Below are 22,401 nucleotides of genomic sequence, written 5' to 3'. Positions count from 1 at the left end.
ATCGACCACGCCAACCGGTCGGGTGGTCGTTTCAGGCGGCCAAGGTGTCGGTGTGGCGCGGGGGCGGGGCGGGCCGCTGGCGTAGCGGGCGGCCGAGGACGACTCGTGTTGCGGTACCTGCCATTTCGAGCAGACCCAGCAAGCCTGCCCGAGACGCGACCACCGATCGGACAGTTCGCGATGTGGTGTCCGTCACCGGGATGCCGGCTATCCGGTCGGCGAGCCAGTTCAGGCTCAGCGGCGTCGCCAGCGGCAGTAGCGAGAAATGGTCGCTGGCGCGGTCGCGGATATAGGTCACGGTCGCCCCGCCGCGGCGGTACCGGCCGACCTGTTCCTCGACCCCGTCGACGTGGATGATCCGGTCGTGCAGCGGCTGGGTCACCAGGACCGGGCAGTGTGGCGCCGCGGTGCCCAGGCGCAGGTCGTCGAGCATGGCCCGCATGGGCGGTTCGGCCAGGATCTCCTCCAGTGGGCGGGTCAGATAATCGGAGACGTTGTGCCGGGACAGGACCGCCAGGGCCACGATCGGGGCGAGCCGGGCGGCCCGGTCGACCAGCCGCCGCCCCTCCGGGTTCAGCTGCTCCTCCAGGACCTGGCCCAGCGCCGGGTAGATCCGGTGCAGCGCGGCGATCACGATGGCCGGGAAACCGGCGTAGCGGCCGCCGTTGAGCCGCACGAACACCTGGCCCGGATCGCCGACGGGCGCGCCGAGCACCGCGCCGACGATATCGAGTTCGGGCGCGTAGGTCGGGGCCATCTCCACCAGCCACGAGCTGGCCATGCCGCCGCCCGAATAGCCCCACACCGCGACCGGGGTCAGGGCGTGCAGACCGAGCGGCCCGAAGCGCAGCGCCGCGCGGACGCCGTCGAGGGAGCGGTAGCCGGGCTCGCGCGGGGCGCCGAAGTGGCCGTTCGGCCCGCCGTGGTCGGCGATGGTGACCGCCCAGCCGCGCCGCAGCGCGTTGGCGACCAGCAGGTACTCCAGCTGCGTGATGGATCCGGGCACCCACGCGCCGCGGCGCAGGGCATAGGACGGCGCGCAGCGCTCGGTGACCGCGTCGATCGCCGACTGGAAGGCGAGCAGCGGCCGTTCACCCGGGCCCGGATCGCCGGCGGGCAGCAGCGTCGTGGTGATCGCGACCTCCGGGCGGCCGTGCAGATCGGTGCTGCGATACACCAGCTGCCACGCGCGCACTTGCTGCGGGACCACCCCGAGCAGGCCCAGTTCCACGGTGCGGCTGCGCACGATCGTCCCGGGCGCGTAGTCGGCGAGATCCGCGGGCGGGCGCAGGAACGGATCCTGCGACGGCAGGAGCGGGCGGCCGCCGGAGAGCCTGGCGACCGGCGCGGTCTCGGTCCGGCCGCCGAATCTCTCCAGCACCACGGCCGCCGCGGCGATGCCGAATCTCGCGGCCGCACCGACTTTCTCGATCACGCCGACGACTGCCATCACATCCTCCTTCGGGTCCCCGCGGCCGGACGTGCGCCCGGCCGGTCCCCCGGACCGGCACCCGCCGACGCCGCGCATCGGCGGCCTACCGACTCAGAGTAGGGGACGAGCGCGCAGACCGACAGTTCGCCAACTGCGAATTGTGCTGTGCCACAAGGGAAACCACGACACGCCGTAGTTGTTCCCCGGTCCGCGCCCACAACCCTTCCCACCTGCACCGACACCTCCGGCTCCCCGCCCCTCTCCTTCTTACCCACCCCGCCGTTGTGAGTGAGCACACACTCCACGCACCCCTTCCGTCTTCCCGCACCCTCTCCAGCGCACCGCAATGGGTGCGGGAGGACGGAGAGGGTGCGGGAAGTGTGGGGGACGGGCGCGGGGGCGGTGGTCCGCATATGCTGCGGGCATGGATGAACCGGCGATCTTCGTGACGGGGGCCGCGGCCGGGATCGGGCGGGCGACGGCGCTGTTGTTCGCGGCGCGGGGGTATCACGTCGGTGCGTACGACCTCGACGAGGTGGGGCTCGAGCGGCTCGCCGCGGAGATAAAGGCGGCCGGGGGCAGCGTGGCGACCGGGGTGCTGGATGTGACCGACCCGGCACAGTGGGCGGCGCGGCTGGCCGAGTTCCATTCCGGCACGGGCCGATTGGATGTGCTGGTCAACAATGCCGGGGTGCTGCGGGCGGGGCCGTTCGAGTCGATCGATATCGCCGCGCACCGGCGGATCGTGGCCGTGAACCTGGACGGTGTCCTTGCCGGAACGCACGCCGCGTTCGACTACCTGCGGGACACCCCCGGCGCGCAGGTGGTGAATCTCTGCTCGGCGTCCGCCATCTACGGCCAGGCCGAACTCGCCTCCTACGGCGCGACCAAGGCCGCGGTGCGCAACCTCACCGAGGCGCTCGACCTGGAGTGGCGGCGGCACGACATTCGCGTGCTCGCGGTCTGGCCGCTGTTCGTCGCGACCGGGATGCTCGACGGCGTGCACACCGCGTCCACCCGTTCGCTGGGCGTGCGGCTGACCGTCGACGATGTGGCCGCGGGCATCTGGGACGCGACGCGGCGGCGCGGCCTGCTGCCGCGGGTGCACTATTCGATCGGCGCGCAGGCCAAACTCCTCGCCGCCGCCGGGAAATACGCGCCGGGCTGGGTCGTCCGCACCGCCAACCTGATCATCACGCGCTCGCGCTGACGGCGAGGCGAACCTACTCGGCGGTCGGTGCCGACAACCGGGCCGCCTTCTGACAGAATTGCGCGGCGGAAGGGGGTATTACTCGTGTCGACACCCACCGCGTCCGGGCTCGTGAACGATCACGGCGGGCCCGCCCCGGAACTCGATCAGCTGATCGCCAACCTGCGAGTCGGTGGCGGCCACGATCCCCGCATTGCCGACCAGCTCGTCACCGCCGCGAGCGCGTGGCGGCGGCCGCTGCGCATCCAGGTGACCGGCCGCGCCCGCGCCGGAAAGTCCACTCTGCTCCGCGCGCTGGCGCTGATGTCGGCGGTGGAGACCGAGCCGGTGGACGAGCCGGGCAAACCCGATCCCGTCCTCGACGGCGACCTGATCGTCTACGTCGTCTCGGCGGCCCCGCAGCCGGCCGACCGCCGCATCCTGGCCGACCTGCCCCGTGACCGGACGATCGTGGTCCTCAACAAGGCCGACGCGATCGGCTCGCGGTGGGGTGAGGCCGTCGCGGCCGCCGACCAGATCGCCCACGGGCTGGGCTTCCCGACGCTGCCGCTGGTCTCCGCGCTGGCCGTGCGCACCCGGGCGGGCACGCCCAGCGACGACGATCTGCGCACCCTGCGCCGGCACGCGAACAACGCCGATCCGAACTTCACGTTGTCGCCCGAGCTGTTCACCGCGCAGTCGGCGGGCCCCGATGTCGCCGAGCGGCAGGCGGTGCTCGAACACTGGGGCCTGTACGGGGTGTCCTGCGCGCTGACCGCCCTGCGCTACGAGCCGAATCTCGGCCCGCGCGAACTACTTCAGCTGCTGCACGCCGTCAGCGGCATTGATCCGGTGCACGGCCTGCTGCACCGGCACTACGAGCGGATCGGCGCGCAGCGCGGCGGTGAATTCCTCGACGAGCTGGACCGGCTGGCCGCGCGCGCGGTCCCCGGCGGGCCGGGCGCCGCTCCCGGCCGCGGCCGCGATCTGATCGAGGACTATCTCGCCGGTGACGAGGCGCTGTGGCTGGGCCTGCAGGCCGGGCTGGCCTGTCCGGACGTGCTGCACCTGGCGGCCGGCTATCCGGCGCCCCAGCCGACCGATGCCGACGACGCGCTGACCCGCGCCCAGCGCTGGCGCGCGGTGGTCTCCAGCGATATGTCCCCGCCGGCTCGCCGCGCGGCCGTGCGGGTGCACAACGGCTATGTCCGGATCTGGGAGCGAATGAGCAGTGCCGGACTCTGATCCCCTCGGTTCCGCCCGTCCGGCGCCGGGCACGCCTCCGGCGGCCGATCCCGCTCTGCCGCCCGAGGTCGACGCCGTGGTCGCGCGCTGGAATCCCCAGGGCAGCGCGCTGTTACGCGCGGTGCCCCCGGCGGAGGCGGCGAATGCCCACCCGGCCGCGCGCCCGGCGCCCGTCACCCTGATCGGCGCCGCCGACCCCGACACCATCCTGCTGCGCACCGAACTGGCGCGATTCGAACCGCACATCGACCTGTCGGATCCGCTGTCCGATCCCGCCGCGCTGGTCGCCCCGCCGCCGGTGGCGCTGATCCTGCTCGACGCCGGCGCCACGCTCGGCGCGGCCACCCTGGACCGGGTCGGGCGGCTGCGTTCGGGCGGCACGCGAATCCTCTTCGCCATGAACGGCATTCACGCGCATCCGGACTGGCGTGTGGTGTTCGAGCGCAACACCGAGCTGCTCGAGCCGGTGCTGGGCGCCGACCCGGACATCGTGCCGATGTCGGCGCGGCTGGCGGTGGCCGCCCGCACCTCCGGCGACAACTCCCTGCTCGACCGGTCCGGCCTGGGCACCCTGCACGCGTATCTGACCCGGGCGGTCGGCGCGGGCGGCGGCGCGGACCGGATGGCGGTGGTCACGGCCCGCGTCCTCGCCGACACCCGCCGGCGTATCCGCGCCCAGGCCGACACGCTGCGCTCCGAGGACTCGGTCGCCCGCTTGCGCGCCGAACGCGCCACGCTGCTGGCGAGCCGCGACGGCGGCCGGGCACAGGCCCTGGCCGCGCTGCGCAACCGGCTGCACCTGGCCCGGGTCGACCTGCTGCACGAGGCCGGCGCCCGGATCCGCGCCCTGAACGCCACCGCGCGCGCCGATGTGGACCGTCTCGCCCGCCGCGACGCCCGCGACTATCCCGAGGAGCTACAGCGCTCGGTGAATCAGCTGACCGCCGAACTCGACGATGTGGTCGGGCGCCGGCTGGCCGAGTTGGCGCGGCAGCTCGAGGCCGTCACCGGTCCCGCCCCCGAGGCCGCGGGCGATCGGGAGCGGCCGCGGTCGGATCCGCCGCCGCGGCTGGCCCCCGACCTCGAACCCCGGCACCGCGGTGTCGAGGACCACCTGATGATCGCGCTGGGCGCCTCCGCCGGATTCGGCCTCGGCCGCCTGGTCGTCGCGCCGCTGGCCCTGGTCCCGGCCCTGGACTACGCGACCGTCCCGATCACCCTGCTGCTCGGCGCGGGCGTGGCGTACTGGGTGGTGCGGGCGCGCGGGCACCTCGCCGACCGCACGCACCTGCGGCAATGGGTGTCCGACGCGCTGGTGAACGTCAAGGCCCAGCTGGAGCAGCGGGTCGCGACCGCGCTGGTGGAGGCGGAGTCCCAGCTCACCGATCAGGTGGTGCGGGCCAGTACCGCCCGCGTGGTCGAAACCGACCGCCGCGTAGCGGAATTGGAGAAACAACTGCGCGAGGCGGCGTCGCGACAGCCGGCTCAGCTCGCCGCGTGCGAACGCGATCTCGCGGTGTTGAACGACGCTTTTCCGGAATAACACGGCAATAATTCCGATCGGCAATACAACCGCGCGCGGGGCGTGCGGCAGGCCCGAATTCGGCGACCATTCCTGTGTGACGCGTCACATGCTGGTTGGATGCCGCAAATCCTGTCAATACGCCTGGACCGGCTATGAGCCCCGTAAGGGCGGCATTACCGATCAGTATCGGTTCGTAACGGCTTCGGCGTGGACGATTGCCGAGCATCTCGACCGGGTACCGAGTGAGCGACCCCATTCCGTACCTGGGGTCACATCGCGTTAACCTCTTAAACAAGGAACCTGGGCGTCCGCTTTCGTCCTTGTACGCCGCCCAGCCGGGGCGTGCTTTGGCAAGCCGGAGCGGGAACCCACCGCCAACGGTGGCCTCCCGGTGTCGCGAGCCGCCGGGAGCCGCCCGTCTCAGGAGAGTTTTTCATGACCTCAGTGACCATTCCTGGTCTTCACGGATCCGATGGCACCGCACCGACGGCACACGCAGGATTGCTCGCCTGGGTGCAGGAGGTCGCAGAACTCACCCAACCGGACCGGGTCGTCTGGGCCGACGGGTCGGACGAGGAATGGGACCGCCTCACCACCCAGCTCGTCGAGGCCGGCACCTTCAAGAAGCTCAACGAGGCGAAGCGCCCGAACTCGTTCCTGGCGCTCTCCGACCCCTCCGACGTGGCGCGCGTCGAATCGCGCACCTTCATCTGCTCGCACGACGAGTCCGACGCGGGCCCGACCAACAACTGGGTCGACCCCACCCAGATGCGCAAGACCATGACCGAGCTGTACCGCGGCTCGATGAAGGGCCGGACCATGTTCGTGGTCCCGTTCTGCATGGGCCCGCTGGGCGCCGCCGACCCGAAGCTCGGCGTGGAGATCACCGATTCCGAGTACGTGGTCGTCTCGATGCGCGTGATGACCCGCATGGGCAGCGCCGCGCTGGAGAAGCTGGGCACCGACCGGCCGTTCGTGAAGGCCCTGCACTCGGTCGGCGCGCCGCTCGAGCCGGGCCAGGCCGACGTGCCGTGGCCGTGTAACGACACCAAGTACATCACCCACTTCCCCGAGGACCGCGAGATCTGGTCCTACGGTTCCGGTTACGGCGGCAACGCGCTGCTGGGCAAGAAGTGCTACTCGCTGCGCATCGCCTCGGCGATGGCCCACGACGAGGGCTGGCTGGCCGAGCACATGCTGATCCTCAAGCTGATCTCGCCGGAGAACAAGAACTACTACGTCGTCGCGGCCTTCCCCAGCGCCTGCGGCAAGACCAACCTGGCGATGATCCAGCCGACCGTGCCGGGCTGGCGCGCGGAGACCCTGGGCGATGACATCGCGTGGATGCGCTTCGGCGAGGACGGCCGCCTGTACGCGGTGAACCCGGAGTTCGGGTTCTTCGGCGTCGCGCCGGGCACCAACCACAAGTCCAACCCGATCGCCATGGACACCCTCGCCGCCGGCAACACCGTCTACACCAACGTGGCGGAGACCGACGACGGCGACGTGTGGTGGGAGGGCATGGAGGGCGAGCCCGATCACCTGATCGACTGGAAGGGTAACGACTGGGTCCTCCGGGAGACCGAAACCCTGGCCGCCCACCCGAACTCGCGCTACTGCACCCCGATGTCGCAGTGCCCGACCCTGGCCCCGGAGTGGGACGACCCGCAGGGCGTGCCGATCTCGGCGATCCTGTTCGGCGGTCGCCGCAAGACCACGGTGCCGCTGGTGACCGAGTCCTTCGACTGGCAGCACGGCGTGTTCATGGGCGCCACCATGGCGTCGGAGCAGACCGCTGCGGCCGAGGGCAAGGTCGGCTCGGTGCGCCGCGATCCGATGGCGATGCTGCCCTTCATGGGCTACCACGTCGGTGACTACCTGGCGCACTGGGGGAATATCGGCAAGAACGCCGACGCCACCAAGCTGCCGAAGATCTTCTACGTCAACTGGTTCCGGCGCGGTGCGGACGGCCGCTTCCTGTGGCCCGGCTTCGGCGAGAACTCCCGCGTGCTGGAGTGGGTCGTCAACCGCGTCGAGGGCACGGCCGAGGCCGAGTCCACCCCGGTCGGCAACGTGCCCACCGCGGCCCAGCTCGACCTGGAGGGCCTGGACGTGAGCCCGGCCGACGTCGACGAGGCCCTGAAGGTCGACGTCGACGAGTGGCGCAAGGAGATCCCGCTCATCGAGGAGTGGTTCGAGTTCATCGGCGACAAGCTGCCCTCGGGCGTGCGCGACGAATTCGAGGCCCTCAAGCAGCGTCTGGGCTGATATACAGCGAATGTCGCGGTCCGCACCGCGCACGGGTGGTGCGGGCATCGAATCTTCCCCGCCCGCACGCGAGCACGTAGCGCGGGCGCCCAAACTCACCCGCCCGCATCGTATTTCGGTGCGGGCGGTTTGTTTCGGGCGTGCCGCGCCGGGTGTGCGGGATTCGCCGGGGTCTGCCGTATCCTGGAATGTGTTCTACGTCTCAGGACTGACCAGTTCGATTGCAGGGTATTAACTGATCGACTGCACCGGTAGCCTCGTGGTTGCTCGCGGACGTATCACCGTCGCGGCCTGACCGGGCGAACGTGGATAGGTGGGTGGTGGGCATGATCGATCTGACAGTAGACGGCATGGTTGTCCAGGAGGTAGCCGATATCGGGCCCTCGGCCCCGAGCACCCCGTTGCAGCGTGCCGCGCGCCGGTTGCAGGATGTCCTGCCCCCCGGGTGGCATGTGGATGTCGTCGATGCCGTGCGCGGTCCGGGGCAGGTGGCGGAGCCCATCCTGCGAATCCTGATGCCGGAGCGCTGACCCGCGCCACATGCGCCACGCCAGTTAACGACAGGCATCCTCACTACCGAAACCCTACCCGCCGGTTCGCTTTTCGTAGAACGCACTATTGCATTCCGGACGGTCGCGGAGCATGCTTAGAGCAATCTGCTTCGCCCGTTTGATTTTTCAAATGCAATCGCAGGGGAGTCCGAATCATGGCGGTGCAAGTGGTCGGACGGTCTTTGATGACCAGCGACCAGACCCCACATCAGGCCAGATGTGTCGGCCAAGGAGGCTGGGTCGTCTCCTTCCTTCCGGGCCGGACCTTGACGCTGGAGCAGGCCACGGCGGCCCTACAGGCGGCCGAGGCCGTCTCGACCGTCAGCGCCCTGTCCGATCGTGTGGGACTCACCCCGCTGGAGACCGTGGGCTTGGCAATACAGGAGCCACCCTGGAGCGAACCCGCGCATACGGGCGGCTTCTGGCGCCGGGGCCGTCTGGGACGTTAGCTCCCGCGCGGCCACCGGCCACGGTCACCGTTTGGCAACCACTACGACCAGATTGCTGACCAGCAGTTCCCGCAGACCCGGAATCCGGACCAGCCACCACGCCCAGCGCGGGTGGTAGCGCGGGAAGACGGCCAGGACCCGCGCCCGATCCCCGGTGCGCGCGGCCCAGCGCACGCCCTCGGCCGCCGTCACCGCGAACAGTGACCGGCCGAAGCGGTTCTTCGGCTCGCGGCCCTGCTTGCGGCGGTACCGGCGAGCCGCGAACTCGCCGCCGAGGTAGTGCCACGGGCCGGTCTCGTGGCCGCCGAACGGTCCCAGCCAGACCGTGTAGGAGAAGATCATCAGCCCGCCGGTCTTGGTCACGCGCAGCATCTCGTCGGCCATCGACCACGGCTGCGGCACGTGCTCGGCCACATTGGACGAGAGACAGATGTCCACGGCGTCGTCGCGGAACGGCAGTGCCATCCCCGAGCCGCGGACCGCGCCCGGCACGGTCAGGCCCGCGGCGTGCATCTCGCTCGGATCGGGTTCCACGGGGATGTAGCGGGCCCCTGCGGCGGTGAACTCGTCGGCGAAGTAGCCGGGGCCGCCGCCGACGTCGAGCACGGTCGCGCCGTCGAGGCCGTGGCCCGTGAGATCGCGGTAGAAATCGCGCACCAGGTCGGCGGTATCGGTGGCGACGCCGCCGTAGAACAGCGCGGGGTCGGTCTGCTCGTGGCGGAAGCTGGCCAGCAGGCGCGCCGAGCGGCGCAGCGTGGCCCGGCGCGCGAAACTGGGCCGCCCGCTCACGCCACCCGCTCGCCGGCGCTCGGTACCGTCGCGTGCGACGCGCGGTGTGACGACCGTGCACTCACGACCCGCGCACCGGTACCGGCCGCCGATACGAATAGATTGTCCGGCGGCATCGGTGTGTTCGCTGGCTGGTGCACAGCGGATCAGTCTCGCACAGGGGCCGGGTCCGGAGACTTCCCGGCCGCGGCGGCAGTCCGGCGCCGGTCGCCCCGCCGATCGCACGGCGCGCCGGGCGGCCTATAGGGTGGAGCCCACTGTCAGACGTCCGTCCGAGTACCACCTGGAGATCAGCCGTGCACGATACCGGCCCCCGCGAGCCCACCACGGTGACGCGGGCAGCCGCCGGTAGCGCCGCGGTCCGCGAGGTGCTGCTGCTGTGCTGGCGCGATACCGGTCATCCCCAGGGCGGCGGCAGCGAACGGTATCTAGAGCAGGTCGGCGCGCAACTGGCCGCGCGCGGCGTGAAGGTCACGCTGCGGACCGCGCGGTACCGCGGCGCGGCGCGGCGCGAGCGGGTCGACGGCATCGATATCAGCCGAGCGGGTGGCCGATACAGCGTGTATCCACGGGCGTTGGCCGCCATGGCGCTGGGCCGGATCGGCTTAGGGCCGCTGCGTGGAGCGCGGCCGGACGCGGTGATCGACACCCAGAACGGCATCCCCTTCTTCGCGCGGGCGGTGGCCGGCGCGCCGTCGGTCGTCCTCGTCCATCACGGTCATCGCGAGCAGTGGCCGGTGGCCGGTCGGCTGGTCGGGCGGATCGGCTGGTGGATCGAATCGCGGTTGTCGCCGCGGGCGCATCGGCGCAATCAGTATCTGACGGTTTCGCTGCCGTCGGCGGAGGAACTGGCCGCGCTCGGCGTGGCCCAGGAACGGATCGCGGTGGTGCGCAACGGCGCCGAGCCGATCCCGCCGCGCGTGCCGACCGGCGCCGCGGCGACCCGCACCGCGGATCCGAGCATCGTGGTGCTGTCGCGGCTGGTGCCGCACAAGCAGATCGAGGACGCGCTGGCCGTCGCGGCGGCGCTCCGCCCGGCGGTACCCCGGCTGCGGCTGGACGTGATCGGCGGCGGGTGGTGGGCCGACAACCTGAAAACCCGTGCACACCAGCTCGGTATCGCGGACGCGGTCACCTTCCACGGCCACGTCGACGAGTCCCGCAAGCACGAACTGCTGTCTCGCGCCTGGGTGCACGTGCTGCCGTCCCGCAAGGAGGGCTGGGGCCTGGCGGTGATCGAGGCCGCGCAGCACGGCGTGCCGACCGTCGGCTACCGCAGCTCCCGCGGACTCACCGACTCCGTCGTCGACGGTGTCACGGGCATGCTGGTCGACGATGCCGGGCAACTGGCCGAGGCGGTCGGGGAACTGCTCACCTCGGCCGAGACCCGCACCGTGATGGGCGAGAAGGCTCGTGCCCGCGCGCGCGAATTCTCCTGGGAGCAAACGGCGACCGGGGTGTTCGAGGTGCTCGCCGCCGCGGTGCGCGGGCAGTACGTCTCGGGCCTCGTCGGCGGGCGCTCCGGCGAAGCGGACTAGCGTCTCAGGGCGACGCTGTCCGGGACGGCGAAGATGCGGCTCAGGGACTCGTCGTTGTCCGGGGACGGTGACACGCGCCCAGAGTTCCTCGCTGTCCGGGACGGTGACACGCGCTCAGGGTTCCTCGTTGTCCGGGGACGGTGAAATGCGCTCAGGGTTCCTCGGCGTCCGGGGGCGGTGAAATGCGCTCAGAGTTCCTCGCTGGCCGGGGGCACGACGAATATGCAGAACGGATGGCCCGCCGGATCGGCGTACACGTACAGCGGTTCGACCGGATCGTCGGACCGGTCGTAGAGCCGCGTGCCGCCCAGTTCGTGGACGCGGGCATCCTGGGCCCGGAGTTCGTCGGTGCCGGGGACGCTCATGTCGAGGTGGAGTTGTTGCGGCACATCCGGATTCGGCCAGGTCGGCGCGGGCAGTTCGGGAACGCCCTGAAAGGCCAGCCGCACCCGGCCCGCCGGATCGAGCAGGACGAGCCAGTCCGCCGTATCGGGTTCGCCGTCCGCCGGGGGCTCGTCGCCGGGGCGGTAGTCGTAACCCAGTAAGCGGCGGTAGAACTCGGCGAGGCCGCGTGGATCGGTGGTATCGAGGACTGTCGAGCGCACGGTGGGGAAGCTCTCGGTCATGGGCTCATCCTGCCGCACGGCGGGCGGCGGATCGGCGGTAGAGCAGCGCCGCCACGCTCGCGGCCAGGAGCAGTGCCCAGAGCAGATGGGCGGCGATCGCGAGAACCCGGTGTGCGGCATGGGAATCGGAGCGCAGGTCGCTCGCGCCGGGGACCCGGTACAGCGCCAGCTCGGTGTCCGAGTAGACCCGATCCAGCTGAGCGAGCGTGGTCGCCGAATCGCCCAGGGGGCCGGGGGTGGTCCGCTCGACCAGGACCCACCCGACGCCGTGGGACGCGAGGTCGGACGCCGTACCGCCGTGCAGCAGAAGCTGTTCCACCGACCGCGCCCGGTTGCCCTCGCCCGCGACCATCCGGCCGCGCACTGGCAGCTCACCGGTCTGCAGGACGTCCCGGGGGAGCATGCGCGGCGCCGGATCGAGGACGGGGGAGCGGCCGCTGTAGGGGAACTTGCGGAACATGCCGCCGGGCAGCACCGCGACATCGCCGGGACCGTCCGTCGCGGCCGCCACGCGCTCCCACCCGGCCGGGTACCGGACCGGCCGCAGCGCGCCGCCGACGCCCCACGCGAGATCGGGGAGAGTGAGTATCAGCGCGGCGACGCAGAAGGCCGCGGTGACCGGCGTTCCGATCGGCGTGCCCCACCGGCGGCCCAGCCCCGCCACGGCGCGGCATCCGGCCGCCGCGCACAGGGCGAAGGCGGGCATCGCGAGCGCGACGTATTTCTGTGTGTCCCTGAGCAATCCGGCGCCGGGAATCCTGGTGACCAGGAATTCCCCGGCGTGCAGGCCCCATCCGGTCGCCCCCGCGGCGGGCAGCACGATCGCCAGGGCCGCCACCACGAGCAGCGCCCGGCGGGCCTGCTGAGCGTCCCCGGGCCGGGCGACCTGCCGGATACCGGCCGCCACCAGCGCGAGCAGGACCACGGTGCCGATCAGCGCGACGATCGTGGTGCGCGAGGACGGGACCGCGTCGGAGTTCCAGATGCCGCCCAGTCCCGCGAGGCTGCCCAGTGTCGCGAGGCCCGGCTCGGCCCGCGCCGCGAACGCGCCGATCCCCGCCGGATCCGAGGGCTCCGTACCGCCGCCCGACAGCGCGGTCGCGACCAGCCACGGTGCCGACGCCAGGACCCAGAGTGCCAGCGCGCCAGGGATATTCCGCCGTCCGATCACCACCAGCGCCACGCATCCGGCGAGAAGCGCGCCGGTGGGTGTCAGGCCCGCCGCGGCCAGGCAGCCGCCCAGCATCGCCCACGCGCGGACGCGGGGGCCGAAGCGTGTTCGTATCGATGACGAATCAGGTTCGGCCTCAGGTGATTCCGGGCTCGATCGGAGGTGCAGGGCCGCGAGCACGGTCCACGGGAGCGCGGCGTATCCCGCCAGCAGGCTCCAATGGCCTTGCAGGAGACGTTCGGCCACATAGGGATTCCACACCGCGACCGTGGTCGCGACCAGTTGCGGTCCGGTCGAAACGTCGAGCAGCCGCCGGACCAGCTCGGCGGCGCCCCAGCCCGCCGCCCACAGCGCGCCCACCAGGATCACCTTCACGACGATCCCGCCGTCCACACCCGTCGACAGCGCCGCCAGCAACGCATCCTGCGGCACGGCTCGCGGCGCGGCATCGCCCAGCCCGAGCGCCGAATCGGTGAGATACGACCGCGGCGTACTCACCGCGTCCCGCAGCAACAGATACCCGGACCCGAGCAGCGGCCCGACGACGACCACCGCCAGCACGAGACTGTAGAGCGCGGCCACACCCCGCTCCCGATTCCGCTCCCGGCCGCCCGCGATCACGCTCAGCCACCCTACGTGCCGCCCCCACCACCCCCACGGCGGCCTCGGGAGGCGATTCGCGCGGCACCCTGGGAGTTGGGGGGAGCTATCTGCGCGGCCGAGCCTGGAGAGTTGGGATGGGGCCGGTGGAGTAGGTCACCTGGGGAGACCTGGGGATGGATTGGGTGGGTGGTTCGGGGGGTGGGAGCATGGCGGAGTGCCTGCCATGCGTCGTCTGCCCGTTGTCGCGGATCTGACGTTGGTGACGGCGGGGGCGATGGTGGCGAATGTCGCCGGGTATCTGTTGCAGTTGCTGGCCGGGCGGTGGCTCGGGGTGGGCGGGTACAGCGAATTCGCGAGCCTCCTGGCCATGCAGCTGCTGTGTGCGGTTCCGGCGCTGGCCTTGCAGAACGTGGTGGCGCGCGAGCTGGTCCGGGGCGCCTCCGTGGCGGAGGTGCGCCGGCTGCAACGGCGCTGCGCGGCCATCGTGGCCGGGATCGCGGTCGTCCTGGTCCCTGTGGTGGCGGTGATTCTGCACGTGAACTGGGTGGCCGCCGCCGGCGCGCTCTCGGCGGCCCCGGTCCTGGTCTTGGTCTCGGGTGAACAGGGCGTCCTCCAGGGCGGCCGCCGATTCCGCTCCCTGGCAATGGTTCTGGGCGGCACCGGAATCGCCCGCGTCACCCCCGCCCTGATCGCCCTGGCTCTCGGCGGCGGTTCCGCCACCGCCCTCTGGTCCACCGCCGCGGGCTTGGCGGTAGCCGCCTTCGGCGCCCACCGCGCCGCGGGCCCCTCCCACACCCCCGAGGAAACACGGAACCTCCCCTCTAATCCCCTACCGAGCGAGTCGAGCGCCGCCGAACCTCGCGAGACACGCACTCCCGCACCCTTTCCGCACTCCCGCACCCGTTCCAGTGCACTGCAGGGGGTGCGGGAGCGTGCAGGGGGTGCGGGAGTGCTAGCCGTGTTGCGGGCGGCGCAGGTGCAGGCGGCGTTGATGGCGTTGTCGTCGGTGGATCTGATCGTGGCTCGGGTGGTGCTGGATGACGCGGATGCCAGCCGGTATGCGCTGGGGGCCATCGCGACCAAGATCGCGTTCTGGCTGCCGCAGGCGGTGGGGGTGGTGTTGTATCCGCGGATGGCGCAGCCGCAGCATTCGGCGCGGGCGGTGCGTGACGCGCTCGGGGTGCTGTCGGGAATCGGTGTCCTCGCCGTCGCGGGTGCGGCGGTCCTGGCCCCGCTCGCGCCCCTGTTCGCCGGGCAGGACTACGCCCCGATCGAGGGCTGGCTGTGGTTGTTCGCCCTCGACGGCGCGCTGCTGGCCCTGCTCCAGGGCGCCCTGCTCTCCGCCATCGCCGTGGATCGCACCGCCCCCGCGGCCATCACCTGGGCCGGCCTGATCGCCGAGATCGCCATCATGCTGACCTTCGCCCGCTCCCTCCCTCTCCTCCTAGGCACCGCGACAGCCGTCGCCGCAACCGTCACCGCCGCGATAGTCATAGTGGTCCTGCGTGCGGCCCGCCCGGGCACGACCGTTTCCTAGCCCCCCGGAAAGCGGTGGCCCCCGGCCTGGAACCGCAGTGGTTCCGGTGCCCTGAAACGCAGTGGCCCCCCGGCATTCGTGCCGGGGGGCCACTGGGCTGAACCGAAGTCTCTACTGGTTCCCGCTGAGGTTGATCTGCTGGGTGGGGGCGTCGGAGAAGTCCTGGCCCGGTTGCGGATCGCTGGACTGGCGGCGCTGGACCAGGCGGCCGGGGCCGGAGCCGTCGCCGCCACGCAGGCCCAGGAACAGGCCGGCGATCAGGGCGATGATGCCGACGACACCGAAGACGATCGGCAGGATCCGGCTGTACAGCGACAGCTCGTCCATGTACTTCTTCGCCTCGGAGATCTGCGAGGCCACCGTGTTGTCATCGAAGACCAGGGTCGACTTCAGCGCCGTGACCTCGGGCTTCTCGGTGCGGCCGTAGTACATGTGGAGCTGCTCGGAACCCTTGATCACGGTGCCGGTCTTCGGCTCCACCCACACGTCGCGGGTGTTGGTGTAGTAGCGGTCCATGGTGACGGTCGCGTCGCCGCCCTCCACGCCCCACTTCGAGGCCGGCAGCGCGAGCCGGTTGGTGGGCGAGTTGGCCACCTTCGCGAGATCGGTCGCCGGGATCTGCTGCTGGAAGTGGTAGACCTTCAGATCGTTGATCTCGGTCTCCTCGACGAAGTTGATGTCGAAGGACTTGCGCGCGTTCAGATCGAAGTAGGGGTAGGTCTGCTTCTCGGTGCCGATCGGGAACCGGTAGGACAGCCCGGTGTGCTGCACCGGCTCGGCGACGCTTTCGCCCTTGCTGTTCACCGTCGACGCGATCGATCCGTTGGGATCGGTGTCGACCGGCATCCCGTCCTTGCGGTCGATGGTGACCCGGTCGATGGTCGCGCTCAGCAGCCCGGTGTCGCCTTGCTTGTCGATATTGCGCAGCGTCTGACCGGCCTGGATGGTCATCTGATCCTTGTCCGAGGGATCCTCGACGGTGAGGAACCGCTGCGACAGCAGGCGGACGTTCTGATCGACCTTCGCGGGGGCGTCACCGGAGGTCAGCGACTTCGAGTCCAGCACCTCGCTCGGTGCGTCCGGCTTGTTCTTCGCGATGGTGGTGATCTCGATGTCGAGGGGAGTCTTGCCCAGCTGGCCGACGGCGTATGTTGGGATCAGCAGCGCTGCCACGATCAACAGCGCGCCGAGTCCCACGAGCAGGCAGGCCACCGTCCTCTTGGTTCCGGCACTGAGTGCCATGCAAACTCTCCTCGTCGTCGAACAGGTCGTCCGGGGTCGAACCCTGCGGTCGCCGCGCAGTATTCGTGAGCCCCGACACTAACAGTCCGGTCCGTTCGGCTGCCGAGCTGAGGCCCGAAAATGGTGAATCGAACAACGGAATGTCGGCCGGTGAGTGCCACCCGGCAGACTGGAGCGCGATGACGACGCCCATGACACCGCATGCCGAGCCGATCGCGGCCGCGCCACCCCTACCGGCGGGCCGGCGCGCGTTCGTTCCGGCGCTGGAGGGGATGCGCGGGCTCGCGGCGCTGGGCGTGGTGCTCACCCACGTCGCGTTCCAGACCGGCGCCGCCGGGATGCCGGTGCTGGGCCGGGTGTGGGGCCGGTTCGATATGGCGGTGGCCGTGTTCTTCGGGCTGTCCGGATTCCTGCTGTGGCGTCCGCACGCGGCGTCCGCCCGCGGGCTCGGGACCGCGCCGCCCGCCGGCCGCTACCTCCTGCATCGCGCGGCGCGCATCCTGCCCGCCTACTGGGTGGTGGTCTGCGCGGTGCTGATGCTGCTGCCGTCGGCGGCGCATTCGGCCGGGGCACGCGTCTGGGTCGCGAATCTGGCTCTGCTGCAAGTGTTCGTGCCGCTGACCCTGACCGACGGCCTGACCCAGATGTGGAGCCTCTCGGTGGAGGTGGCCTTCTATCTGCTGCTGCCCCTGCTGGCCGTGGCCGTGGTGTGGCTGCGGGGTCCGGCGGCCCGGTGGCGGATTCCGGTGGTGCTCGGTCTCGGCATCGTGAGCCTGGGATGGAACTTCCTGCCCGTGCCGACGCCCGACGCGATCCATTCGGACAACTGGCTGCCGGGTTATCTGCCGTGGTTCGCCGCCGGCATGCTGCTGGCCGAACTGGTCGAGAACGATGCCGTCCGTCCGGACACGGCCCGCGCCGGGTGGCGGCGGATCGCCGGGAATCGCTGGATCATGTGGCCCACGGCGCTGATCGCCTTCCTGCTCGCGGCGACCGATCTGGCCGGTCCGGCCGGGCTGGACCGCGGTCAGCCATGGCAATACGCCATGAAGATGGGGCTGGGGGCCCTGATCGGATTCGGCCTGCTGGCCCCCCTCGTGCTGGGCGACGCGTCGCACCGCTGGCTGGAGAGCCGCGTGGCCGCCACCATCGGCCGGTGGTCCTACGGCATCTTCATCTGGCACCTGGCTGTGCTGGCCATGGTGTTCCCGGTCTTCGGATTCATCCCGTTCCAGCGCAGCTTCCTCCACGTGCTGGCGCTCACGGTCGCCTTCACCCTCCCGCTGGCCGCGGCCAGCTATGCCCTGATAGAAGAGCCCGTGCGCCACTGGGTTCGGCGCACGATCGGCTGATCCGCTACCTCGCCGTCCAGTCGCGGATCGCGGTGACGAATTCCTCGGGTGCGTCGGACTCCACGTAGGTGCCGGCGCCCTCGACGATCACGGTTTCGTGGTCGGGGAAGGTGGCTTCGAGGCGTTCGCGTTCCTGGGGGCGGAAGGCGATATCGGCGTCGCCCCACACGATCAGGGTCGGCAGGTGGGCGAGATCGGCGAGGCGGGCCTCGACCTCGGCGAAGAAGGACCGGCTGGCGAGGACCTGGCCGGGGAGGACGGCGGAGGCCTGACGTCGTTCGGGGGTGTCCAGCGCCCGGCGGTAGTGGGTCATCTCGGCCGCGGTCGGCTTCCGCCTCTTGTGGCCTGTCGGGATGAACACGTTGACGAGCAGATTGAACCGCCGGACCAGGAAGCGGGCCGGAAATCCGCCCATGACACGGGAGAACGCCTCGAAGTGGAGGACGCCGTTGACCGGCCAGGCCCAGGTGTCGGCGAGCACCAGCCGATCGAAGACACCCGGCCGCCGCTGTGCGGTGGCCAGGCCGATCAGGCCGCCCCAGTCCTGCCCGACCAGCGTGATCCCTTCGAGGTCCAGCTTGTCGACGAACGCGGTGACCACATCCGCGTGCTCCTCGGGGAGGTACCGGTAGCCGGGTTTCGGCGTCGACAGCCCGAAGCCCGGGTAGTCGAGGGCGATGCACCGGAAGTCGTCGCGCAGCGCGCGAATCACGTCGCGCCAGAGGAACGACCAGGTCGGATTGCCGTGCAGGAGAAGCAGTGTGGGACCCGACCCCTCGTCGACGTAATGCACGGTATGGCCGTCGATGTCGACGAAGCGGCTCTCGAACGGGAACAGGCGGTCGTCGACCCAGGTGGGTCGCACACTCTCGATGGCGTCGGCCACGGACGCCCCCTCTCGGCTCGGTCCACGGTAGACTTGAGTTTCTCACTCACACTTGAGAACGTCAAGTAGAAGGTAATGATGCGTAGCTACGGCCAGTACTGCGGGCTTGCCCGGTCCCTCGAAGTCGTCGGCGATCGGTGGAATCTGCTCATCGTCCGCCAGCTCCTCATCGCCCCCGCCCGCTACCGGGACCTGATCGACGGTCTTCCCGGCATCGCGACCAACCTGCTGGCCGATCGGCTCCGCGACCTCGAGTCCGCGGGTGTGGTCGAGCGGCGGCTGGCCGGGGAGGGCAGTGCGGTCGAGTACGCCCTCACGCCGTGGGGCGCCGAGCTGCGCGAGCCGATCGAGAGCCTGATCCGCTGGTCCACCCCGCTGATGGTCCGCGGCCCCGGCGACGACGCCTTCCGCCCAGGGTGGCTCGCCCTCGCCGTCCCCGCCCTGCTGGGCGCCCGGGTCGAGATCCGCGCCCCGGCGACGGTCGGTCTCGAGATCGGCGGCCCGCCTCTGCAACTCCGCGCTTCTCGCTCCGGCTTCGAGGTCACCCCGCACGATGGTCGCGACCTCGACGCCACCGTCCGCGCCGACCCCGCCTACGTCCTCGGCCTCGCCGCCGGCGCCCTCACCCTGGGCGACGTTCGCGCCCTCGGAGCGGTCGAGATCGACGGCGACGAATCGGTCGTCCGCACCGTCTTCGCCGCCTGACCGACCGGACCGTAAGTCAGGTGTCCCGCCGCGGTGGAAGAACGGCGATCCCGAGCGCGATCACCGCGACCAGGGCGGGTAGCTGCACCCACACCGAACCGCCCATATATCCCTCCGGCGACCGCCAGGGCCCTGTGGACAACGCCGCCATCGACAACGCCGTACCCACCCCCGCGACACCCACCAGCACCCGCGGCGCAACCCGCGCCCAGAAGTGCCCCGCGACGAGACCCCCTGCGGTGAGCACGATTCCGATCGGCCCGGAGATCACCAGCGCCGCCACCCCGATCCCGGCCATGGCGAGAATGCGGGCATTCCAGGTGCGGGGTGCACTGCCGTTGTCAGCCGATGTGGATAGATCAGCGACATGACTTTCCGGCGGGGATGTGTTGCCACTCGGCCGGTTTCGGCGGCGACGCCACGGGATCGCCAGGGCGACAAGGGGGATCAGGAGTAGCAGGCCGCCGAAGATGGCGATGCGGTACCAGCGGTCGGTGGGGAATTCGACGGTGACCGGGCCGGTGGCATTCGCCGGGAGCAGCCAGCCCTGCTGCCAGCCGTCCACGACGATCGGTCGCAGGTCGTGCCCGTCGGCCGTGTGGGCGCGCCACCCCACATTCGAACTCAGCGGGAGAACGAGCAGCCGGGCCCCGGGCGGGGACGACAGCGGCGGCGGCGCGGCATCGGTGCGGCCGAGCTTCAGTTGATCGACCGAGAACAGTTCGGTCGGGGCCACGGTGACGTCCACCGGCCCGGCGGGCAGGGGAACGGAATCTTCGGAGCCCTGCGGGGGCACCGACGGATCGCCGGATTCCACCCCGCACACCCGCGCCGGAACCGGTGCGCCGGAACGCAACTCGCCCGCCGTCGCGGTCACGGTGGTGTGCACGATCTTCCCGGCCAGCGCCAGGGTCGGCCCGTGGTCGCAATCCACGGTGACGGGACGGTCCAGCGAGGCGGGCGGCGGATAGTCCGGCCCGAGCACCGAGACCTCCGCCAGACCCGGCGGCTGTTGCTGGGTGAAACCCAGCGCGTTGCGATCCAGCACCGACTTCCAGCCGGCGATGCTGAGTTCGATGCGGTCGGTCACCCGCGGGTGCAGCGACAGCCGCGCCGGTGTCCCCGGCTCCGTATCCTCGTCGATCGCGCGAACCTGCGGGCCGTCACCGAGATTCACCGCGATCGAGGTGGGCGGCGCCGGCAGCGCACCCAGCGACGCCGTCACGTCCAGCCCCGTCACCAACCGCGGTTCGGGAAGTTCGATGGTGAGCGTCGGTTTGGGCCCGGCAGGGTTACGGACCGTCTCCTCGGGCGCCGTCCAACTCGTGTGCGCATCGCCGTCCGTCGCCGCGAAGGCGGATCCGCGCAGGTCGCCGACGTCGGCCTTGCCCCGCGCGATCGGGCGGTCCGGATCGGTCAGCAGCGCCTCGAGCGCCGGGCCCTGCCGGGTGCGGACGGTCAGGTCCGCGCCGACGTCCATCGGAGCCGGCACGTTCAGCGTGCGCTGGAAGGCGCCCGGCTCCTCGGCGGACAGCGCCAGCCCCTTACTGCACCGCACCCGGTCCGGCGCGTCGAAACAGCCACTGCGGCCGGGGAATTCCTGTCCGAGCGACCATCCCTGCGGGGACGGCCCGGTCGGCGGCAGGATGGTGCGATGCCGGATGTCCACCGGCACCGGCGCATCCGGATTCGAATAGTCGGTGAGGCCGATCTCGCTGATGCCGAATTGCCCGCCCGCGCTGCCGCCCTCGGTGCGGGTCGCCATGATCCGCAGCCAGTCGGTGCGCCCGGGCGGCAGCGAAACCGATACCGGCACACCGGGTTCGGTGATGCGTGCCGCGACGGTCCCGTTGTTGGTGCGCACCTCGATCCACTTCACGGGATCACCGATCGCCGCCGGAGAGGTCGTCACCTGGAGCGAGCCGGTCCGGATCGGCTGCTCCAGATCGAGTCGAACCCACTGCCCCACAGCGTGTTCGGCGCTGTTGCTCAGCCAGGCGGTGGATGTGTCGCCGTCCACCAGCGACGCGGTCGAACTGCCCGGCGCGGCCCCGCCCAGCTGCGTGGCATCGGCCGCCGACGTGGAGGCGGTGACCGTCGCGCCGGACCACTCGCCCTCGACCGGCGCCGCGCCGGGCACCGCGTAGTCCGGGACCAGATTGTGGGTGCGCCGGGCGTCGGTCGGCGCGCGCAGCGCCGACGCGTGATTGTCGACGCGCCCGAAATCGGCCTCGCGGTCCATCGGGGTGTCGGTCACGGTCGTCGCGCCGCCGGACAGTCCGGCCCGCGCGGCATCGGAGGCCAGCAGCGTGGGACCCACTGCCGCCGGATCGCGTCGCAACCGTTCCAGCACCTCGGGGCCGCCCTGCACCACGGGAACCGAATCCAGCGGCACGCTGTAGGCGCCCGGAAACGCCGGGGGCGCGCCGGGACCGCTGTGTACCGTCTCGGGAGTCCCGGGCTGCGCACCGTCGACCCGGTAGATCTCGACGGCCGGATAGATCGGCCGCAAGTCCCCGTCGGCGACCAGCCCGTCCCCGTGCCCGATATCGATGTCGTCGCCGAACGCCGCCACCTTCGTCAGGCCCGGCGAGCCCTCGACGGCCTGGTGGGCGAGCATCGGCCGCGTCGACCGGGAGGTCTCGGGATCGAGATCGTTGCGCAGCACCACGATGCCGATGCCCTGGCCGATCAGCGTCGGCGCCAGCCCCGCCGAGGGCCGCCCGTCGGCGATCAGCCGCTGCACCGAATCCATGGCCCGGATCGCGCCCGGCGGCGTGAGCGGCACCGCGTCCCGCACGGCCCACGGCGTAGTCGCCAGCGCCTGGAGCGGTTCGTCGCGGGTCAGTCCCCAGATCTGGCTGCCGAACGGCGCACCGGGGACCACGAGCGCGCGCGTGTCGGAGGCGTTGTGCGCCAGCCACTCCGCGGTCTGCTGCCAGTAGGCCGGAACGGTGTCGTAGGCGCCGCGCGGTGCCAGCTTGCTCGTCCAGGCCAGCGAGGTCGACAGCGCCAGCGCGGTCAGGATCAACGCCGCCAGCGCCACCATCGGATTCCGCTCCGGATGCGCGAAGGCGCGGCGCCACACCGGCATTCGCACCGAAGCGGGCAGCGGCACCGCGCGCAGCAGGTGTGCGAGCCCGACCACCAGCGGGATCCGGATCAGTGGCTCCAGCTTGTGCACATTACGCAGCGGCGCGCCGCCGGCGTCCAGGAAGATGCGCACCTGTTCGGCGAACGGGCCGCCGATCTCGCCGACGTATCCGGCGCAGATGCCGACCAGCCCGACGATC

General features: G+C 71.1%; 17 protein-coding genes. 10 read left to right on the top strand and 7 right to left on the bottom strand.

What is annotated here, in order from left to right; translation table 11 throughout:
• Window positions 1–31 precede the first annotated feature (31 nt).
• A complete protein-coding gene (locus ON41_RS30560) occupies window positions 32–1,450 on the bottom strand; it encodes a lipase family protein (protein ID WP_083905745.1) in 1,419 nt (472 codons plus the stop codon).
• A gap of 406 nt (window positions 1,451–1,856) precedes the next feature.
• Here ON41_RS30560 and ON41_RS30555 point away from each other — a divergent pair, with 406 nt between their 5' ends.
• The 6 genes from ON41_RS30555 to ON41_RS30530 all read left to right on the top strand — a co-directional run bounded on the left by ON41_RS30555 (window position 1,857) and on the right by ON41_RS30530 (window position 8,659).
• On the top strand, window positions 1,857–2,642 hold the full coding sequence (locus ON41_RS30555; protein WP_040751565.1) for an SDR family oxidoreductase: 786 nt from the start codon (window positions 1,857–1,859) through the stop codon (window positions 2,640–2,642).
• Window positions 2,643–2,726: 84 nt separating this feature from the next.
• Complete coding sequence (locus ON41_RS30550) at window positions 2,727–3,866, top strand: P-loop NTPase family protein (RefSeq protein WP_051162826.1); 1,140 nt, start codon at window positions 2,727–2,729, stop codon at window positions 3,864–3,866.
• Entirely contained in the window at window positions 3,853–5,409 is a 1,557-nt protein-coding gene (locus ON41_RS30545; protein ID WP_246829630.1) for a coiled-coil domain-containing protein, read from the top strand. Before ON41_RS30550 ends, ON41_RS30545 begins: the two co-directional genes overlap by 14 nt.
• A 417-nt stretch (window positions 5,410–5,826) precedes the next feature.
• Entirely contained in the window at window positions 5,827–7,659 is a 1,833-nt protein-coding gene (locus ON41_RS30540) for a phosphoenolpyruvate carboxykinase (GTP) (protein WP_040751563.1), read from the top strand.
• 326 nt (window positions 7,660–7,985) lie between these two features.
• Complete coding sequence (locus tag ON41_RS30535) at window positions 7,986–8,189, top strand: hypothetical protein (RefSeq protein WP_246460962.1); 204 nt, start codon at window positions 7,986–7,988, stop codon at window positions 8,187–8,189.
• Between the two features lie 176 nt (window positions 8,190–8,365).
• On the top strand, window positions 8,366–8,659 hold the full coding sequence (locus ON41_RS30530; RefSeq protein ID WP_040751562.1) for a hypothetical protein: 294 nt from the start codon (window positions 8,366–8,368) through the stop codon (window positions 8,657–8,659).
• 24 nt (window positions 8,660–8,683) lie between these two features.
• Here ON41_RS30530 and ON41_RS30525 read toward each other — a convergent pair whose 3' ends face one another.
• Window positions 8,684–9,448, bottom strand: coding sequence for a class I SAM-dependent methyltransferase (locus tag ON41_RS30525; RefSeq protein WP_040751561.1), 765 nt, complete (start codon window positions 9,446–9,448; stop codon window positions 8,684–8,686).
• Between the two features lie 329 nt (window positions 9,449–9,777).
• On the opposite strand from ON41_RS30525, the gene ON41_RS30520 reads away from it, so the two are divergent.
• Window positions 9,778–10,986 (top strand): glycosyltransferase family 4 protein, encoded by a 1,209-nt coding sequence (locus ON41_RS30520; RefSeq protein WP_040751587.1) that lies wholly within the window; start codon window positions 9,778–9,780, stop codon window positions 10,984–10,986.
• A gap of 188 nt (window positions 10,987–11,174) precedes the next feature.
• Here ON41_RS30520 and ON41_RS30515 read toward each other — a convergent pair whose 3' ends face one another.
• On the bottom strand, window positions 11,175–11,612 hold the full coding sequence (locus ON41_RS30515) for a VOC family protein (protein WP_040751559.1): 438 nt from the start codon (window positions 11,610–11,612) through the stop codon (window positions 11,175–11,177).
• A gap of 4 nt (window positions 11,613–11,616) precedes the next feature.
• Window positions 11,617–13,365 carry an MmpA family trehalose lipid delivery protein gene (locus ON41_RS30510; RefSeq protein ID WP_040751558.1) on the bottom strand — a complete coding sequence of 583 codons (1,749 nt, stop codon included), beginning with the start codon at window positions 13,363–13,365 and terminating at the stop codon, window positions 11,617–11,619.
• Between the two features lie 244 nt (window positions 13,366–13,609).
• On the opposite strand from ON41_RS30510, the gene ON41_RS30505 reads away from it, so the two are divergent.
• The gene (locus tag ON41_RS30505; RefSeq protein WP_040751557.1) at window positions 13,610–14,923 is read left to right on the top strand and encodes a hypothetical protein; all 1,314 of its coding nucleotides are present in this window, start codon (window positions 13,610–13,612) and stop codon (window positions 14,921–14,923) included.
• Between the two features lie 111 nt (window positions 14,924–15,034).
• Here the strand turns inward: ON41_RS30505 and pgfA are convergent, their stop codons facing one another.
• Window positions 15,035–16,165: a cell envelope lipid trafficking protein PgfA gene (gene pgfA / locus ON41_RS30500; protein ID WP_040751555.1), complete on the bottom strand. Its 1,131-nt coding sequence runs from the start codon at window positions 16,163–16,165 to the stop codon at window positions 15,035–15,037.
• Window positions 16,166–16,344: 179 nt separating this feature from the next.
• Between pgfA and ON41_RS30495 the strand changes: the two genes are divergently transcribed.
• Window positions 16,345–17,517 carry an acyltransferase family protein gene (locus ON41_RS30495; RefSeq protein ID WP_373281373.1) on the top strand — a complete coding sequence of 391 codons (1,173 nt, stop codon included), beginning with the start codon at window positions 16,345–16,347 and terminating at the stop codon, window positions 17,515–17,517.
• A 4-nt stretch (window positions 17,518–17,521) separates the two neighbouring features.
• Here the strand turns inward: ON41_RS30495 and ON41_RS30490 are convergent, their stop codons facing one another.
• On the bottom strand, window positions 17,522–18,403 hold the full coding sequence (locus ON41_RS30490; protein ID WP_040751554.1) for an alpha/beta fold hydrolase: 882 nt from the start codon (window positions 18,401–18,403) through the stop codon (window positions 17,522–17,524).
• 78 nt (window positions 18,404–18,481) lie between these two features.
• Between ON41_RS30490 and ON41_RS30485 the strand changes: the two genes are divergently transcribed.
• Window positions 18,482–19,108: a winged helix-turn-helix transcriptional regulator gene (locus ON41_RS30485; RefSeq protein ID WP_040751585.1), complete on the top strand. Its 627-nt coding sequence runs from the start codon at window positions 18,482–18,484 to the stop codon at window positions 19,106–19,108.
• A gap of 16 nt (window positions 19,109–19,124) precedes the next feature.
• Here ON41_RS30485 and ON41_RS30480 read toward each other — a convergent pair.
• Window positions 19,125–22,401, bottom strand: a 3,277-nt coding sequence (locus ON41_RS30480; RefSeq protein WP_040751553.1) for an alpha-(1->3)-arabinofuranosyltransferase domain-containing protein, incomplete at its 5' end; no start/stop codon positions are given.

Origin of the sequence: Nocardia transvalensis NBRC 15921 (genome assembly GCF_000308875.1) — a bacterium.
Classification (GTDB): domain Bacteria; phylum Actinomycetota; class Actinomycetes; order Mycobacteriales; family Mycobacteriaceae; genus Nocardia; species Nocardia transvalensis.
This window is presented reverse-complemented; position numbering and strand designations above follow the sequence as displayed.

Bases quoted from the DNA above. Each gene is read 5' to 3' on its own strand.
- ON41_RS30560 (WP_083905745.1), bottom strand. From the start codon at position 1,450: ATGGCAGTCGTCGGCGTGATCGAGAAAGTCGGTGCGGCCGCGAGATTC.
- ON41_RS30555 (WP_040751565.1), top strand. From the start codon at position 1,857: ATGGATGAACCGGCGATCTTCGTGACGGGGGCCGCGGCCGGGATCGGG.
- ON41_RS30540 (WP_040751563.1), top strand. From the start codon at position 5,827: ATGACCTCAGTGACCATTCCTGGTCTTCACGGATCCGATGGCACCGCA.
- ON41_RS30535 (WP_246460962.1), top strand. From the start codon at position 7,986: ATGATCGATCTGACAGTAGACGGCATGGTTGTCCAGGAGGTAGCCGAT.
- ON41_RS30530 (WP_040751562.1), top strand. From the start codon at position 8,366: ATGGCGGTGCAAGTGGTCGGACGGTCTTTGATGACCAGCGACCAGACC.
- ON41_RS30515 (WP_040751559.1), bottom strand. From the start codon at position 11,612: ATGACCGAGAGCTTCCCCACCGTGCGCTCGACAGTCCTCGATACCACC.
- ON41_RS30505 (WP_040751557.1), top strand. From the start codon at position 13,610: ATGCGTCGTCTGCCCGTTGTCGCGGATCTGACGTTGGTGACGGCGGGG.
- pgfA (WP_040751555.1), bottom strand. From the start codon at position 16,165: ATGGCACTCAGTGCCGGAACCAAGAGGACGGTGGCCTGCCTGCTCGTG.
- ON41_RS30495 (WP_373281373.1), top strand. From the start codon at position 16,345: ATGACGACGCCCATGACACCGCATGCCGAGCCGATCGCGGCCGCGCCA.
- ON41_RS30485 (WP_040751585.1), top strand. From the start codon at position 18,482: ATGCGTAGCTACGGCCAGTACTGCGGGCTTGCCCGGTCCCTCGAAGTC.